This is a genomic window from Actinoplanes sp. M2I2 (assembly GCF_023544445.1).
In the GTDB taxonomy this organism is placed as follows: domain Bacteria; phylum Actinomycetota; class Actinomycetes; order Mycobacteriales; family Micromonosporaceae; genus Actinoplanes.
In genome coordinates this window covers 211,388-227,856 of the sequence record NZ_JALPVJ010000017.1, presented here as the reverse complement: position 1 = coordinate 227,856, position 16,469 = coordinate 211,388, and the positions used below count along the sequence as shown (strand labels likewise).

Below are 16,469 nucleotides of genomic sequence, written 5' to 3'. Positions count from 1 at the left end.
CCCGTCGTCGTTACAGAATGGATTACGCAGACCCAGGCAGAACGCCGCAGCATCGAGGCCGACCAACGAGCGCTGAAGGCGACGAAGCCCAACCGCATGAGCCACGCCGAGATCACCCAACTCGTCGCCGAAGTCGGCGACGCAACTCGGGCCATTCGGTCAGCTGATCCTAATCTCAAGGCAGAGATCTACCGTCGGCTCGACCTCAAACTTGACTATGATCCGGAAACAGAAACGGTGCACGCCAAGATCAATCTGGCGCACACCGTAGGGCAATCGATTGTGTCCGGAGGGGGACTTGAACCCCCACGCCCGATAAAGGGCACTAGCACCTCAAGCTAGCGCGTCTGCCATTCCGCCACCCGGACCTGCACTGCAGCCTACCTGGGCCGATGCCCGGTTTTCCAACCAGAATCGGCGCCCCGGCGGGCCGCACAGGAGAGAACTTTACACGGTGTCCGCCGGGGGTCTCCGGGAGGGTGGGGTGGCGGACATTCCGGGGCATACGACCGGGTTGTCCGGGGCGGCCTGGCGCCTGGCGGGTGCAGCGGGCAGCATGGCCTGCGTGTCTCAGCCCTCCCCGCTCAGCCCGGCTCGGCAGCGTGCGCTTGCCCTGGCGTCGTCGGGGGATCTTGCGGGGGCGCGGGCTGTGCTCGAGCATGCCGTTGAGCTGGGGAAGATCAATCTGTCCGAGGACGATCCGGACGTTCTGCTCACTGCGCTGCAGCTGGGCACGGTTCTTCAGCAGGCGGACGACCCCTCGGCGGCGCGGCGGGTGCTCGAGGAGGCGTACGCGGCTGGGCAGTGGCGTCTTGGTGACTCCGATGCGCTGATGCTGCAGATCTCGCACGGCATCGGGGTGGTGGCCGAGGAGCTGGGCAATCGGCATGAGGCTCGCAAGGCGTTCACGCGGGTCGCCGAGCTGGGGCCTGCTGCTCTCGGCGTCGAGCACCCGGTCGTTGCCCGCGCTCGGGCCTATCTAGGAGCAGGTCAAAACCCTTATTCCATACGCGGGGAAAGCGCGCCGCCGCCCCCGGAGCACACACCACCGGTGCAGCAGGCGCCCCCGGGCGCGGTGCAGCCGCCCTCCCCCGCCAATCAGCACGTCTGGACCGAGCCGCCGGCTGATCCGGCGCCCGCGACCCGGCCGAACCCGGTCGAGGAGCCGACGATCGCGCAGCCGATCATCAGCCCGCGCCCGGACACCTTGTACCCGCCGCCTCCGACCGCGTCCCGAAGCGCCCCGCACGTGCCGGCCCAGCGGTCGGCGCCTGACTACCCCGGGACGTCGTCCGGGGACCCGGCCTACCCCGGTCAGCCGTCGAGCGGTGTCCCCCACCCCCGTACTCCGGCGTACTTCGGTGCCTCATCGAGCGGTCCGACTCACCCGGGCACGCCGGGTGGTGGCCAAGTGTTCGCGCCTGCGTACCCGTCTGACGAACCCCCTCCGTACGCGCAGGGAAGCTCGAAGTCGACGGGGCGTAAGGGACTGGGGGTTCTTGCGGCCGTTGCCGCTGTTGTCGCGGCGGTCGTCGCGGTCGCTGCGCTGGTGTTTGTGCTTGCCAACCGGTCGAGTGACTCGTCTGACAATGACAATGTGCCAACTCTGGCGGGGCCGGCGCCGACCGATGTGGCGCTGCGGGACACGGGAACCGTCGTCACCGTCACCTGGACCGATCCGACCGAGGCGTCGGTGTCGTTCTTGGTCATCATGGGGCGGCCGGGGCTCGAACTGAAGCCGGTCGGGACGCTGGGACCTGGGCAGACATCGTTCGAGATGAGTGGGCTCAACGCTTCCGTGAACTACTGCTTCGCGGTCGTCGCGGTGTATCGCGGTGATCAGTTCGCCACGTCGCCGCAGGCGTGCACAAGCCGGGCCTCGGCTACTCCACGATAGATCTTCGTGACTCTCCGGAGAGGATGATCACGGAGAGCGACCGGAGTTGTCCACAACGGGTATCGAGGCCTACCGAACTCCCCCTATGATGGCCTGCGTTCCAGGTCCAGACGGGGAGGAAGTGGCAGTGACCAGCGCAGACGAGGTGACCATCGACCGACCGAAGCGCCGCCTGCGCCGCGGTTACCTGGTCACGATGGGCACCGTCCTGAGTCTGGCCGGTGGTCTGGCGCTGACCGTGCTGGGGCTGGGTTCGGCCGATCAGGCCGTCGCGAGTTTCGACGCCGCGTCGTGGGTGTGGAGCAAGTCCAAGGGCGAGGTGGCCCGGATCAACGGCGTCACGGCCAAGGTGGACACGCGCGTCGACGTGCAGAAGGCGCGCGGGCACGCGGTCCAGGTCGTGCAGAACGACCGCTTCGTGATCTTGCGTGATGTCACCACCGGGGCGATCGGGTCGATGGATCTGACGTCGCTGCAGGAGTTCTGGAACGCCTCGTCCACCTCGGGCATCGGGGTGCGGGTCGCGCTGCATGAGGATTCGGTGTTCGTCATCGACACCGTGCAGGGCCTGGTGCAGCAGCTCGACCCGCGCACGCTGGCCAAGGTGGGCAACCCGTTGCGGTTCCCGCCGGGTGTCGCCGGTGGGGTCTTCGACGGCAAGGGCAAGCTCTGGGTGGCGGCGCCGAGCGAGGGTACGGTCACCGCGATCACACCCGTGCCGACGTCCTCGTCGGCCCCGGCGACCAGCGGCGAACCTCAGCGCGTCCGCACCGAGAACGTGGCGCAGCCGGCGCACGACCTGGCGCTCTCCACGCTGGAGGACGGCGTCGCGGTGCTCGACCGCACCAACAACAAGCTGCACACGGTCAAGGGCGGCGAGGCGGGCTTCACCAGCGCCGAGCTGCCGCTGACCGGGCCGGGCACGCTCGCACCGCACACCGACGGCGAGCGGGTGCCGGTGACCGAGACCGACACCCGCCGGGTCCACGTGGTCGGTGAGAAGGACTTCCGGGCCGACTTCACCGTGCCCGGCGACGGCGAGAACCTGCAGCCGGCGGTGGCCTGGGAGGGTTACTTCTACGTCGCCGACGCCACCGGGGCGGTGCGGGTGTTCGACTCGGCGGGCAAGCGGCAGAAGGACATCGGTTTCCGCAACCCGGGCGGGCCGCTCGAGCTCGAGGTGCGCGAGGGGTACCTGTTCATCAACGCGCCGGGCTCGTCGACCGCGCGGGTCGTGGACGGCTCGCACACGGTACGCACGGTGGACAAGTACGCCGACGACGTGCTCGGTGGCGACGCTCCCCCGACGCCGCCGGAGGCTCCGCCGCCGCCGCCCAAGCCGAAGAAGCCGGTCGTCACCAAGCCGGGCGCGCCGCGCAACGTACGGGCCGCCGCGGGCAACGCCGAGGCCCGGGTGAGCTGGCAGGCCGCCCGCGACAACGGCGCCGTGATCACCCGCTACGTCGTCGCCGGGGCCGGACGCACCTTCCAGGTGGGCGCCGACCAGCGCGCGCTGACGGTGACGGGGCTGGTCAACGGGCAGACGTACGAGTTCGCGGTGCACGCGGTGAACAAGAAGGGCGACGGACCACCGCGCACCAGCAACGCGGTGCGGCCGACGGCCGAAGTGCCCGACGCGCCGGAGGCGGTGACCGCCGAGGCCAAACCCGACGGCTCCGTGGAGATCAGCTGGCCACCGGCCAACGGGCAGGGGCTCAAGATCCGGCGGTACACGGTGACGGCGATCTCCGAGGGCGGCAGCGCCCCCATCGGTGAGGCCACCGAGCCCTCGCTGACCATCAAGGACGGGCAGCTCGAGTACGGCAAGCAGTACGCGTTCACAGTCGTGTCGGTCAACGAGCGCGGCGCCGGGTCGAAAGCCTCGCCGGTCAGCGACAGCGTGGTGCCCTACACCAAACCGGGTAAGCCTGAGGGCACCGACGCGGCCACCGCGGGCGACCAGGCCGGGTCGATCTCGGTGGCGTGGCAGCCGGCGGCCGACAACGGGCGGCCGATCAGCAAGTACGTCGTCAGCGCGGAGGGCAAGAGCACCGAGGTCACGGCCGGCACGGCGGCGACGCTGACCGGCTTCGAGGCCGGCGCCACGGTCCGGGTCGAGGTGCGGGCGGTCAACGAGGCCGGCGAGAGCGAGCCGGGTACGGCCACCGCGCGAACCGTCGCCCTGCCGCGGATCACGGTCACCGGGGTGAACCCGACGTTCAACACGGCGACGGTGTCGTTCAGCGTCGACGCGGGCGGCGGCACGGCCAGCTGCTCGGTGGCGGCGTCCGGGGGCGGGGGTTCGGCGGCGGGCGGCTGCACCAGCCTCAAGGTGGCCAAGCTCAAGCCCAGCACCAAGTACACGTTCACGGTGACGGCCAAGAACGCGGCCGGCACGGTGACGGCGACGACCACCGCCACGACCGACGCGATCTTCGGGGTCGCCACGTGCAAGAACGGCAAGGAGGGCGACACCGCGACGTACTGCAACAAGGACGTCGAGGGCCGCAACGGCAACGAGGTGTTCAGTGTCGCCCGGCAGGACAACGGCAAGCAGGTCGGCTGGGCCAAACCGGGCACGCGGCTGCAGGCGCACTGCAAGAGGTCCGGCGAAGAGGTGTACGCGTACATCTACAACAACGAGAAGCGCAGCACCTGGTGGGTGCAGGTCAACTACAGCGGCAAGAACTACATCCCGTGGGCCTGGCTGAACCTCGAAGGCGGCGACAACCTGAACAACCTGCCGACCTGTTGAGCTGAGCAACCGAGGTTGAGAGACGTGACGGAACCACTGCCGCCGCAGCACATCCACGGGTTCGCCGAGGTGGCGGCCGCGCTGGCCGACCGGATCGGCGCGGTCGTGCTGGGCAAGCCCGAGGTGGTGCGGCTCGCGCTGACCGCGCTGTTCGCCCAGGGGCACGTGCTGCTCGAGGACGTGCCCGGCGTGGGCAAGACGACGCTGGCCCGGGCGCTGGCGGCGTCCGTGCAGGGGCAGTGGCGGCGCATCCAGTTCACGCCCGACCTGCTGCCCTCCGACGTGTCCGGGGTGACGATCTTCAACCAGGCGTCGCGGGGGTTCGAGTTCCACCCGGGGCCGGTGTTCGCCAACATCGTGATCGCCGACGAGATCAACCGGGCGTCGCCCAAGACCCAGTCGGCGCTGCTCGAGGTGATGGAGGAACGCCGGGTCACCGTGGACGGGGTGCCGCATCCGGTGCCGCAGCCGTTCCTGGTCGTGGCCACGCAGAACCCGGTCGAGATGGACGGCACCTACCGGCTGCCCGAAGCGCAGCTCGACCGGTTCCTGGTCAAGCTGTCGGTCGGCTACCCCAGCGAGGACGTCGAGGTCGAGGTATTGCGCGGGGCGGCGCTGCGCTCCCCCGACGCGCTCGAACCGGTCACCGACACGGCCGTGGTCGGCGAGATGGTGCGGATGGCGACGCGGGTGCACATCGCCGACCCGCTCTACACGTACGCGGTACGGCTGGCGGCGGCGACCCGGAACCACCCGCAGGTGCGGGTCGGGGTGAGCCCGCGCGGGGTGATCGCGCTGACCCGGGCGGCCTGCGCGTACGCGCTGATCAATGCGCGCGGGTATGTGTTGCCCGAGGACTTCAAGACGCTGGTCGAGCCGGTGTTCGCGCACCGGGTGCTGCTCTCGGCCGACGCGCAGCTGCGCGGGGTGACCGCGGCGGAGGTGCTGGCCGACGCGGTGCGTTCGGTGCCGGTGCCGCTGCCCGATTCCACCCGCGTCACGGCCGGGGCGTGAGCACTCACCCGACCGCCGGAGAGCCGCCGCTGCCGGTCGGCAGCGCTCCGCCGACCGGCGGCGGCCCCTCCCCCGCTGCCGGCGGCCCCTCCCCCGCTGCCGGCGGCCTCTCCCCCGCTGCCGGCGGCCATGCCGGGCCACCGCAGGCCGGCGTTCGAGCTGCGCGCGTCGGGGATCTCCGGCTGTGGATGCGCCGTGCACTGCGGAAGCCGGCGGCGGGCGGTGGCTGGCTGCGTCTCACCGGGCTGACAGCGCGCGGCTACGGCATCGTGATTGCCGCGGTGGCGCTGCTGGTGGCCGGGTTCCGTTATGGGTACCCGGATCTCGCGATGCTGGGCGCCGCGGCGGCGATCGCGCTGGGCTGTGCGGTGGCGTTCGCATCGTGGCGGCCTCGGCTCGGGGTGGAGCGGGTGGCCGAGCCGGACCGGGTGGCGCGGGGTGAGGCCGCGCGGATGACGCTCACCGTGCGCAACACCAGCCGGCTGCGGGCGGCCAACCTGGTGGCGTCCGACCGGTGCGGGAGCCGGGCGGTTCCCGTACCGCTGCTGCGGTTGCGGCCGGGACGCGACACCACGGTCGGGTATCCGGTGCCGACGAGCCGGCGGGGCATCGTGGCGGTCGGGCCGCTGCGGGTCACCCGCGGCGATCCGCTGGGGCTGGTCACGCTGGCCCGGACGTACGGTGGGGTCGCGGAAGTCTGGGTGCATCCGCGCATTCACCTGCTGCGGGCGGTGCCGGCCGGGATGGCCCGCAGTCTCGACGGGCGCGTCGACAAGGTGCCGCACGGCACGATCACGTTCGACACGCTGCGCGAATATGTGATCGGCGACGAGCTGCGGCGGGTGCACTGGCGGTCCAGCGCCAAGGTGGGCGAGCTGATGGTGCGCGAGCAGCTCGACACCTCCGAACCGACCATCGTCGTGCTGCTCGACGACCGCGCCGCCGCCCATCCGGAGCTACGCGACGGGGCGGCCGAGTCGTTCGAGTCCGCCTGCGAGGCCGCCGCGTCCATCGTGGCCGCGGCCGTGCGTGAGGACATCCCGGTCAGCCTGCACCTGGTCACCGGCGTGGCGAGCGGGCCCTATCTCGACGTGCTCACCGAGGCGACGCCGCGGCCCGGCGATCTGGCCGCGACCCTGCGACGGGTACGGGCGCAGCGGCTCGGCGACACGCTGGTGTTCCTGACCGGACCGGGCGGCCGCGACGACCTGGGTGCGGTCAGCGCGCTGCGCGGTCCCTATCCCGTGGTGATGGCCGGGCTGTTCGGCGACCGCGACGGCGCCCCGGTCTCGGGTGGTGACGGCCTGATCGTCATCGAGGCCGCCGACGGCTCCGAGTTCGCCGCGGCCTGGGACGGCGTGCGCGGATGGTGAAGTGGGTGCGGGCCGCCGTCGTCGCTGCTGCCCTGGCCGGGATGATCACGCTGTCGGGTGTCGTGCTGGGGCGGATCTATGCCGGGTCGCTGCTCGTCCAGTTGATGGCGGGGGCCGCGGTCGGGTCGGTCGGGTTGAGCCTGGCGTGCCGGCGGCTGCCGAACTGGGTGGTCGCGCCGCTGTCGGCGGTGCTGCTGGCCGGGTACGCGGTGCTGGCGCTGCGTGTTGCGGCCGATCGGGCGGGGCTGACCGATCGGCTGGCCGACGTGATCGAGGACAGCCTGCGTAACGGCATTCCGCGGCTGCTCACCGCGTTGATCCCGGTCGACCCGACCCCGGACACGGTTGTCGTTCCGGTGATCGGGGCCTGGCTGGCCGGGCTGGCGGGGGCCGAGATCGCGGTCCGGGCGGGGCGGGTGCTGCTGGGACTCGTACCCGTGGCCGGTCTTTATGGCGGCGCGCTCTATGTGGTGGGGCCCAACGCCGACTCGGCCGGGACCACCACGGTCCTCTTCGCCACCCTGGCCGTGGCTGCGTTGGCGGCGGGCACCCGGCCGGCCGCGCCGACCGGTGGCGGGCTGCCGGAGACAACCCGAGCTGCTGTACGCGGGCGCGCGCTCGCCGGTGCGGCGGGGGGACTCGTGGCCGTGCTGGTGCTGATCGTCGCGGTGGGGCCGTTGATCGGCGGACGGGTCGGGTCCACGCCGGTCGACCCTCGGCAGTACGTGGAGCCGCCGCAGGTGGACAGCCTGGACGAGAGCCCGCTCAACCGGATCTCGGGCTGGGCCCTCACGCCTGAGGAGCCACTGCTCAACGTGTCACGGGCGTCGGCCTCGCCCGGTAAACGGCTGCGGTTGCGGCTGGCGGTGCTGCCGGACTACGACGGGGTGACGTGGCGGGTCGGGGCCACCTATCGCAACGCCGGGCGGATCCTGCCCGCGCAGGCCCGGATGCCCGACGCGAAGGTCACCGAGGTACGCCAGACCGTGACCGTGGACGGGCTGACCGGCCGGCTGCTGCCGGTGGTGCCCACGCCGACCGGGGTGGACGGGGCGCGAGTGGCGTTCGACGCGGCGACCGGCACGATGATCCGGCCCGAGGGACTGACGCCGGGACTGCGGTATTCGGTCACCTCCGAGCTGCAGACCCCGGATCTCAACCTGCTGCCCACCGCCGACGTGCCCTCCGGGGACGCGGTGGCCCGGTATCTGGCGGTCGGCGGCGCCGAGGTCCCGGACTCGATCCAGCGGCTGGCCGATCAGCTGGCCGAGGACAACGGGGCCGCGTTCGACCGGGCCATCGCGATCGAGGAGTTCCTGGCCGAGCACTACCGCAAGGTCGCCGACGCGCCCAGCGGGCACGCGTTCCCCAACCTGAGCTTCTTCCTGTTCGGGCCGCGGAAGCAGGGCGGTCAGGTGGGGACGTCCGAGCAGTTCGCGGCGTCGTTCGCGTTGCTCGCCCGGCTGACCGGGCTGCCCAGCCGGGTCGCGGTCGGCTTCGACGCGCCCGCCGCCGGTGGCACCGTCGCGGCGAGCAGCGCGCTGGCCTGGCCCGAGGTGCTCTTCGACGGGCTGGGCTGGGTGGCGTTCGACCCGATGCCCAAGACCAAGAACCCCCGGCCGGTCGAGGAGGACTTCACGCCGAAGCCGACCAAACCGCCGACCCCGCCCTCGGAACCGCCGCCGCCCTCGGAGACACCGCCGTCCTCGGCCCCGCCGGCCGCGCTCGCGGCGAAACGGGACGGCGGCCCGTCGACGGCGGTGGTCGCCGGCGGGGCTTCCGGGTCGGTGCTGGTGGTGCTGGTCGCGGCAGCGGGGGCGGTTCTGCTGATGCGGCGGTCGCTGCGCCGGCGGCGGCTGAGCGCGGGCAGCCCGGACGACCGGATCACCGGGGCGTGGGCCGAGTTCCGGGACGCGCTGCGGCTGGCCGGTCAACCGGTGCCGCCGCATCTGGCGGCGACCGAGGCGGCGGCGTACGCGGAGAAACCGCCACCACCCCGCAGGCGTCTGCGGAAAGCGGTGCCGGAGCCCGCCGCAGGCGATCTGCCGCCGCTCGACGAGCTGGTCGCGGGCATCAACACGGTCGGGTTCGCGCCGCGCTCGGCCGACGACGCGCAGGCGGGCCGCGCTGGTGAGCAGGTCGCCGCCTACGCCACCGAGCTGCGCTCGCGCCGGTCCTGGTGGCGCCGATGGTGGTGGAGCCTGCATCCCGGCCCCTTGCGCTGGCGTCGCTGACCCGAGCCGCCGCCGACGCCGACATCGCCGGGTGCGGCCGGACGGCTGTCACCGACACCGCGGCAGCTCGGCCGGCGTACTCGGGTGCCTTCGGAACCAGCGGTTACCCGAGGCGTCGTAGTGCTGTCTCGACAGCAACCTCGACTCGGGAGGTCATGCCGGACACATCGACGGGACGGCGGCCCGCGACCTGACCACGGATCCACTTCGGTCCGCTGTCGGCATAGTGCAACAGGGCATACAGATCCCACCACGGATCGAGAGTCACCCCGGCGATCGACTCGTACAGCGACTGAAGCTGCTCCGACCAGTCGGGCGAGTACAGCGCGGCCAGGTATCGCCGGCAGTGCCCGACGTCGATCGCGCGCGACCCTCGACGGATGGAGTTCCAGTCGGTCAGGCCGGTGATTCTTCCGCGCGACCACAGCATGTTGACCGGCAGGAGATCGCCGTGCAGGAAGACGGCCGTGTCCTGTGGCGGCGGTGCCGCCATGGCATCGAACGCCGCCTGCCAGATTTCCGGCTTCTGCGCGCCGGCCGGGATCTGGAACCCGTCCCGAGGAGCGATCCACGAATCCGTCCACGGTCGGAGGACCTTCGCGGGGAGATCGAGGGAATGCAGCAAGACGGCGATCTCCGCGATTCTCGTCATCCACGAGCGAGGTTCCGCCGGATCGAGGTGCACATGCCCCGGCAACCGTGTCATCAGCAACGACGGCGCGCCTCCGGTCGATACACCGGCGACATCGCCGGCCAGGACGCCCGGGACCGGGAGCCCGCTCCCCGCCATCACCCCCAGGTTGGCGATCTCCTGCTCCAAGGCTCCGTGCAGGCCGAGCCCGCCCGGGTATTGCCGCAGCACGACGAACGTTCGCGTTCCACGTCGCTCGACGGTCAGCCGATTCACGGCGGAGCACACGCCACCGGTCAGTCGGCGATGGCCAACGACGCGACTGCCCCGGCCCATCGACGCCGCGACCCAGGCGAGAGTCTCCGCGGAGGGCCGGCGCTGCCTGAACTCGCCGTCTCTCCAGTCGCCCTCGGTCATGAACGCGAGCCTATTCATCAGGGGCCTGCGGCGATATGACTTTCCCGGCCATCAAGAGGCCGATTCCCCTCGTCGATCCACAATAGATTCCCATTCTCATCAAGGCCGGGGTCTCGATCGGCTATCGTGCTCCGATGCAGCAAGCGGTAGCGAGTGCGGCTCCGCCGCGCGGCGGGGCGTGGGCGCTGGCCCTGATCCAGACGGTCGTGGTCGCGGCCTACACGCACGGGGTCATCGCCTATCTGACGACGGACCTGGAGTACTGGTCCGAGCAGTCGCCGCCGGCCTGGGCCCTTCCGGCCGTCTACGCCACCATCTTCGGGGCGGTCGTGGCGATTCCCTGCGTCGTCGCCAGTGTGCTCCTGCTCAAACGCAACGACCGCCAGGCGTTGGGCTTGCCGGCCCGGCTGCTGACGGCGGCCTGCGTCGGCAGCGTCGCCATGCTGGTCGTCATGGTCTCACCGCTCGGCTGGGCCATCTTCGAGTGGTACGTCGCCTGAGGTGTGACTTCGGGTCCGGGCCGCCGGAGCAGAGTGTTCATGGACGCGCTGGGCCGGGGCGAACTGCGGCGAGCTAGCCGTCGCGGGCCGGCTTGTCGGCCGGCGCGCTGCTGCCGTCGCTCATGGTTTGACGGCGCGGGTCGCGAAGTAGCCAGGTAGCCAGTCCGCGGTGGCGTCTGAGTGGTGCGGGGCCTGCTCGAAGCCGGTGATGACGAAGCCTGCGGCGAGCTGGCCGCCGACCTGCTCGGCCATGCTGTGGCTGTATTCCAGCGGCGCGTCCGCGCCGAGGAGCCGCTCGCGTTCCTCGGCCGGTAGGTGCGTGAGGTCGCTGTAGGGGAGCTTGTGCCGGACCACCAGCTCGCCGCGCTGGTCCATCGCCTCGTGGTCGAACAGGTAGAGGTCCGGGTTGAGGAAGCCGCACAGCAGCGTCCCGCCCGGTCGCAGTACGCGGAAGGCTTCCCGCCACACTGGGGCGAGCTCGGGGACGAACAGGTTCGACACCGGGTTGAAGATCAGGTCGAACGAGGAGTCGGCGAACGCGGACAGGTCGCGCATGTCGCCGAGGACCGTCCGCAGCGGCACGTTGTCGCGGCGGGCGACCAGCTCGTCCTGCTCGAGCTGGCGGGGCGAGTTGTCGAGCACGGTGACCCGGGCCCCGGCCGCGGCGAGCGTCGGTCCCTGCTGGCCGCCGCCGGAGGCCAGGCACAGCACGTCCGAGCCGGCCAGGTCGGCCGGGAACCAGGAGCGGTCCACGGGTTCGTAGCCGATGAGCACGACCGACCAGTCACCGGCCCGCGCCCGGGCGACCGTCTCCGAGGAGATCGGCCGCGACCACTCGTTGTCCTGCTCGACCTCCCGGTCCCAGGCCATACGGTTGTGCGCTACCGGATCGACACTCATCCGCTCACGCTATCCCGGCCCGCCGACCTCGGTGGCAGGCAGGCCAGTGGAGGCCCCGGCATCGAGCGGGGGCCTCCACTGTTTCCGCCGGCGGCAGCGCTTCAGGACTCAGTCGTACGGTCCCGGAGGGCTCCCGTAGAGGCGGGCGAAAGCCTGGTCAGCACTTCTTCCAGGCGACGTGGTAGACGGTGTCGAGGTTGCCGTCGGTGGAGTCCATGGTCAGGAAGCTCGTCTTCTTCTTGTCCGACCAGCCCGCGGACACCCGCAGTTCGGTGTTGACGTTCAGGTAGCGCTCTTCGCCGCAGGGCAGGAAGGACAGCGAGCTGATGCCGACCTTGTCGGTGCGCTGCCAGTCACCGTCCATGGGACCGGTGAAGTCGTGCCGGATCTTGGTGGTCCGGCGTTCGCCCTGGAAGTAGTAGGACGCCGTCTCGGTGCCGGACGCGCCGCGCTCCAGGTGGGCGAAGCCGCGGTAGTCGGTGCTCGCGATGGCGTAGGTGAACCCCTGCGGGACGTCCACGTTCAGGGCGAGCTGGCAGTTCTTGCGGAAGTCGGTGCTCTTGGCTCCGCCCCCGACCTGGGCGGTGAATTCGCTGTACGTGACGGTGAACGCCTTGTTGTCCGGGGACACCGTGACGTCCGCGCTGTCCTTGGGGCAGCCGGACCCGTTGGCGGCGACGACGTCGATCAGCATCTTGTCGGTCGCCGGCGGGGCGGGTGCGGCGGAGGCCGCTGCTCCGGTCGCGGCGAGCGCGGCGATCATCGTGGCGCCGGTGACGAGAGTTTTCAGCATGGAGTTCCTTAGATAGGCGACTATTGTTGGCTTGGAAAACGGATCGGGCTCGCGCCGGCTGCATTCATCTGCGCAGCGGAATTCCCGAGCCGGGGGATGTCTAGCACTTCTTCCAGGCGAGGTGATAGACGGTGTCGATGGTGCCGTCGGTGGAGTCCATGGTCAGCATGCTGGTCTTCCTGCTGCTGGACAGGCCACGGTTCACGCGCAGTTCGGTGTTGACGTTCAGATACCGCTGCTCTCCACAGGGCCGGAACGAGAGGGAACGGATGGCCACCTTGTCGGTGCGCTGCCAGTCACCGTCCATGGGGCCGGCGAAGTTGTGGCGGATTCGCGAGTTCTGCCGTTCACCCTGGAAGTAGTAATTGGCCGACTGCGAGCCGGAGGCGCCACGCTCCAGGTGGGCGAAACCACGGTAGTCGGTGCTGGAGATGGCATACGTGTAGCCCTGTGGGACCCGCACATTCAGAGCGAGCTGGCAATTCTTACGGAAGTCGATCGCCTTCGAGTCGGGGCCGACCTGAGCGGTGAACTGACTGTAGGTCACGGTAAAGGCTTTTCTGTCCCGCGAGGCCGTGACCTGCGCGGTTCCCTTCGGGCAACCGGAGCCGTTCGCGGCGATCACGTCGATGACCATCTGGCGGGGCGGCGCCGCGGAGGCGGCCGTAGCGGGAGCGACAACTGCGGTGAGGGCGCCGAACAGAGTCGCACCCATGGCAAGAGATTTCAACATGTGACCTCATCAGTGCTAAAGGCGTCGATGCAGGACGAGCCCGTCGCTCGTTAGCACCATGTACGACCTTTATAACGGTGACGAAAATGTTCAGTTGCTTGATTCGTCGCGCATAGCTTTCGACATGATCACTTTCGAGCGAATATTCCACCCATGCTGGCCGAAGGGAGGATCCGGCGATAGCTGAACAGGTGATCTCCCGGAAACTCCGGACGATCCCCGACGTCGAGCGAGAGGAATTAGTTTCCGTTTTCGCGTCGACCAGGTGAGTTTCTTCGAATTTTGAATTCGCGCCTAAACCGATCGACGTTGGTGAGCCCGGGTGCCGTCCTGCCCGGATGACCGATGATTTGAGGCAGCGGCTGAACCGACCACGGTTCCCGAGGAGCTCCGGCTACGATCCCCGACGGATGGTCGAGAACTGGGGCCGGATCGACGCCGCGGGCCAGGCCAAGCACCTTCGGCCGTACCGGGAACCGGATTTCTGGACCTTCCACTCACCGGCCTGGCGGCAGCGGTTGTCGAGCCGCAGCGGCGTGGTCGAGGACGTGCGGGCCGACACCGGCCGCCACCTCGGCTTCACCCGCGTCCTCGCCCGCCGCCGCTGACGCCGGGCCGGGTCACTACCGCTGCAGGGTCAGCAGGCCCGGACGCCACGGCAACTGGTCGTAGGGGCCGCCGGCGCTCGGGTCCTTGCCCTGGTAGAGCAGCTGCAGGTTGCACGGGTCGACGGTCTTGGTCTGGTCCGGGTTGCTGCGCACCAGGTCGCCGTGGCTGATGTCGTTGGTCCAGGTGGCGCCGCTGTTGGCCTTGCCCGCGAACGGATTGCTCTCGGTGGCGGCCTGCGGGGTCCATGAGCCGTTCAGGCTGGTGGCGGTGAACGAGCGGAAGTAGCGGCCCTGGCTGCCGATGGCTTCGACGATCATCAGGTACTGGTTCTGGCCCTGGACCTTGTAGACCTCGACGCCCTCGAACAGGTTGTTCGTCGTGTCGCTCATGATGGTCGTGTAGGAGGCGCCGAAGCTGCCGGGGAAGTTCCCGATCGGCATGCTCGCCCGGTAGATCTTGCCGTTGTCGCCGGCGAAGAACAGGTACATGTTCTGGCCGTCGCCGATGAGCGTCTGGTCGATGACCCCGGTGCTGGAGCCGGTGATGCTTCCGGTGAACAGGGTCTGCGGCGCCGACCAGCCGTTGGCGTTGGTCGGGTCGGTGGACGTCTTGTAGCTGAACGCGGTCGGGCCCCACTGGTAGGCCAGCACCCAGATGTTCCTGGGGGCGAAGTACAGCAGCGTCGGCGCCACCGTGCCCTGGCTCATGGGGTTCTGGCTGGCCGTGGCCATGTCGGACCAGTTCGTGAACAGGCCGAAGTTCATCGAGCCGTAGCCCGAACCGGAGACGTTGGACGCGTACACCAGGTGCCGGCCGTTGTACATGACGGTGGTGAAGTCCTTGAGGGACACCCAGCCGGAGCGGGGCTGGGCCAGCGGGCCGCTCGAGGTCCAGCGGTAGCTCGACGGCAGCGTGCACGTGCCGCCCGGCGTCGAGGGTGGAGGCGACGACGGGGGCGTGGCCGGCGGGGACGTCGGTGTGGTCGCGCCCGTGCAGGTCACGCCGTTCAGCGCGAAGCTGCTCGGAACGGGGTTGCTGCCGGTCCACGATCCGTTGAAGCCGAACGACACCGTGCCGTTGGTCGCGACCGAGCCGTTGTAGCTCGCGTTGGCCGCGGTCACCGCCGTGCCGCTCTGGGTCACCGTCGCGTTCCAGGCCTGGGTCACGCTCTGCCCGGCACCGTACGACCAGGTCAGCCTCCAGCCGGACAGCGCGTCACCCAGGTTGGTGACCGACACACTGGCGCCGAACCCGCCCTGCCATTGCGAGGAGACCGCGTAGTCGACCGAGCAGCCCGCCGCCGCGGCATCGGCCGGCAATGCCACGACGACAGCGGCCGACGCCAGCAGCGCGGCCCCGGCCGACACCAGGCCGACCTTGGCCGATCCGGACCTGCTCATGGTTTCTCCTCGTGAAGACCGACAGCACAAACCGCGAAGGTGAGCGTTAACACCTGTTCGGCACAATACGGGAGCGCTCCCACAGCATCAAGACGGATGTCTCAAAAGCCCGCCAAGTGCACCATCATCAGCTGAGTGCCGGAAGCGCGGCGTTGGAAGAATGTTACGTTAACAACCATGAGCGTCGATACTTTGCGGTCGCGACGGCGTCTGCTGGCCGCCGTCGGCACCGCCTGTCTGCTGCTCGCCTCGGCACCGGCTACCGCGGCCGCCGCGGACCCGGACACTCCGCCCGGCGCCCCGGCGGGAGTGTGCGAGCCCGGCACTCCCCCGCAGCCACCCCTGCCCGGGACCACGCTGTCGGCCACGCGCGTACAGGGCGGCTTCTCGTTCCTCGAAGGTCCGGTCTGGATCGCCGGCCCGGGTCACCTGCTCGTGTCGGACATGGGTACGGCCACCGGCACCCAGCAGGTGCAGCCGTCGACGATCCGGCGGCTGGCCCCGCCGGCGCCGGCCCAGTCGTTCGTGGCCGCCTCCGGCAGCAACGGCCTGGCGCTGAGCCCGGACGGGCAGCAGCTCATCGCCGCCACCCACGACACCCGTACCGTCTCGGCGTTCCGGCTGTCCGACGGGGCCCGTACCGTGGTCGCGGCCACCTTCCAGGGCCGGGCGTTCAACTCCCCCAACGACGTCACCGTCCGCGCCGACGGCGTCGTGTACTTCACCGACCCGAACTTCCAGCGGGGCCGGCGGGCCGACGAGATGGGCGGCCGGACCGGGGTGTTCCGGGTCGTGAACGGGCAGGTCTCCCTGGTCGACGACACCCTGCGCCAGCCCAACGGCATCGCCCTGTCCCCCGACGGCCGCACCTTGTACGTCGGGGCGAACGCGGAGAACCGGATCTACGCGTACGCCGTGCAGCCCGACGGCAGCACCGGGGCGCGGACGGTCTTCGCGGCCATCACCGGCCCGGACGGGGTGACCGTGGACTGCGCCGGCAACCTCTACTGGGTCTCGCACAACGAGGGCCGGGTGCACGTGTTCTCACCGGCCGGCGCCGAACTGGGCACGATCGCGGCCGGCGCCGGGGCCACCAACGCGGCGTTCGGCGGACCCGACCGGCGCACGCTGTTCATCACGGCCGGGCGGACCGGCGACTACGGCATCTCCACCATCACGCTCGGCGTGCCCGGATACCCGTACTGAAGCTTGG

General features: G+C 70.3%; 13 protein-coding genes and 1 tRNA gene. 8 read left to right on the top strand and 6 right to left on the bottom strand.

Annotated features, from left to right (window positions below; all coding sequences use genetic code 11):
• Nucleotides 1-283 precede the first annotated feature (283 nt).
• Nucleotides 284-368 (bottom strand) — tRNA-Leu (locus tag HJC40_RS32175).
• A gap of 188 nt (nt 369-556) precedes the next feature.
• Here HJC40_RS32175 and HJC40_RS32170 point away from each other — a divergent pair.
• The 5 genes from HJC40_RS32170 to HJC40_RS32150 all read left to right on the top strand — a co-directional run bounded on the left by HJC40_RS32170 (nt 557) and on the right by HJC40_RS32150 (nt 9,273).
• On the top strand, nt 557-1,897 hold the full coding sequence (locus HJC40_RS32170) for a tetratricopeptide repeat protein (RefSeq protein WP_284044033.1): 1,341 nt from the start codon (nt 557-559) through the stop codon (nt 1,895-1,897).
• Nucleotides 1,898-2,093: 196 nt separating this feature from the next.
• Nucleotides 2,094-4,652, top strand: coding sequence for a fibronectin type III domain-containing protein (locus HJC40_RS32165; protein WP_250006932.1), 2,559 nt, complete (start codon nt 2,094-2,096; stop codon nt 4,650-4,652).
• Nucleotides 4,653-4,676: 24 nt separating this feature from the next.
• On the top strand, nt 4,677-5,666 hold the full coding sequence (locus HJC40_RS32160) for a MoxR family ATPase (RefSeq protein ID WP_250006926.1): 990 nt from the start codon (nt 4,677-4,679) through the stop codon (nt 5,664-5,666).
• Between the two features lie 188 nt (nt 5,667-5,854).
• The gene (locus HJC40_RS32155) at nt 5,855-7,039 is read left to right on the top strand and encodes a DUF58 domain-containing protein (RefSeq protein WP_250006925.1); all 1,185 of its coding nucleotides are present in this window, start codon (nt 5,855-5,857) and stop codon (nt 7,037-7,039) included.
• On the top strand, nt 7,033-9,273 hold the full coding sequence (locus tag HJC40_RS32150; protein ID WP_250006923.1) for a DUF3488 and transglutaminase-like domain-containing protein: 2,241 nt from the start codon (nt 7,033-7,035) through the stop codon (nt 9,271-9,273). Before HJC40_RS32155 ends, HJC40_RS32150 begins: the two co-directional genes overlap by 7 nt.
• Nucleotides 9,274-9,376: 103 nt before the next feature.
• On the opposite strand, the gene HJC40_RS32145 is transcribed toward HJC40_RS32150, so the two are convergent.
• A complete protein-coding gene (locus tag HJC40_RS32145; protein WP_250006921.1) occupies nt 9,377-10,321 on the bottom strand; it encodes a phosphotransferase family protein in 945 nt (314 codons plus the stop codon).
• Between the two features lie 134 nt (nt 10,322-10,455).
• Between HJC40_RS32145 and HJC40_RS32140 the strand changes: the two genes are divergently transcribed.
• On the top strand, nt 10,456-10,821 hold the full coding sequence (locus tag HJC40_RS32140; protein ID WP_250006919.1) for a hypothetical protein: 366 nt from the start codon (nt 10,456-10,458) through the stop codon (nt 10,819-10,821).
• A 120-nt stretch (nt 10,822-10,941) separates the two neighbouring features.
• On the opposite strand, the gene HJC40_RS32135 is transcribed toward HJC40_RS32140, so the two are convergent.
• The 3 genes from HJC40_RS32135 to HJC40_RS32125 form a co-directional block, all read right to left on the bottom strand.
• Nucleotides 10,942-11,721: a class I SAM-dependent methyltransferase gene (locus tag HJC40_RS32135; protein ID WP_250006917.1), complete on the bottom strand. Its 780-nt coding sequence runs from the start codon at nt 11,719-11,721 to the stop codon at nt 10,942-10,944.
• A 157-nt stretch (nt 11,722-11,878) separates the two neighbouring features.
• Nucleotides 11,879-12,514, bottom strand: a complete 636-nt coding sequence (locus HJC40_RS32130) for a DUF4360 domain-containing protein (RefSeq protein WP_250006915.1) — start codon at nt 12,512-12,514, stop codon at nt 11,879-11,881.
• A gap of 100 nt (nt 12,515-12,614) precedes the next feature.
• Nucleotides 12,615-13,247 (bottom strand): DUF4360 domain-containing protein, encoded by a 633-nt coding sequence (locus tag HJC40_RS32125; protein WP_250006913.1) that lies wholly within the window; start codon nt 13,245-13,247, stop codon nt 12,615-12,617.
• A gap of 410 nt (nt 13,248-13,657) precedes the next feature.
• On the opposite strand from HJC40_RS32125, the gene HJC40_RS32120 reads away from it, so the two are divergent.
• Complete coding sequence (locus HJC40_RS32120; RefSeq protein WP_250006911.1) at nt 13,658-13,855, top strand: hypothetical protein; 198 nt, start codon at nt 13,658-13,660, stop codon at nt 13,853-13,855.
• Between the two features lie 15 nt (nt 13,856-13,870).
• Here HJC40_RS32120 and HJC40_RS32115 read toward each other — a convergent pair whose 3' ends face one another.
• Nucleotides 13,871-15,256 carry a non-reducing end alpha-L-arabinofuranosidase family hydrolase gene (locus tag HJC40_RS32115; protein WP_250006909.1) on the bottom strand — a complete coding sequence of 462 codons (1,386 nt, stop codon included), beginning with the start codon at nt 15,254-15,256 and terminating at the stop codon, nt 13,871-13,873.
• Nucleotides 15,257-15,433: 177 nt separating this feature from the next.
• Between HJC40_RS32115 and HJC40_RS32110 the strand changes: the two genes are divergently transcribed.
• A complete protein-coding gene (locus HJC40_RS32110; RefSeq protein WP_250006907.1) occupies nt 15,434-16,462 on the top strand; it encodes an SMP-30/gluconolactonase/LRE family protein in 1,029 nt (342 codons plus the stop codon).
• Nucleotides 16,463-16,469 lie beyond the last annotated feature (7 nt).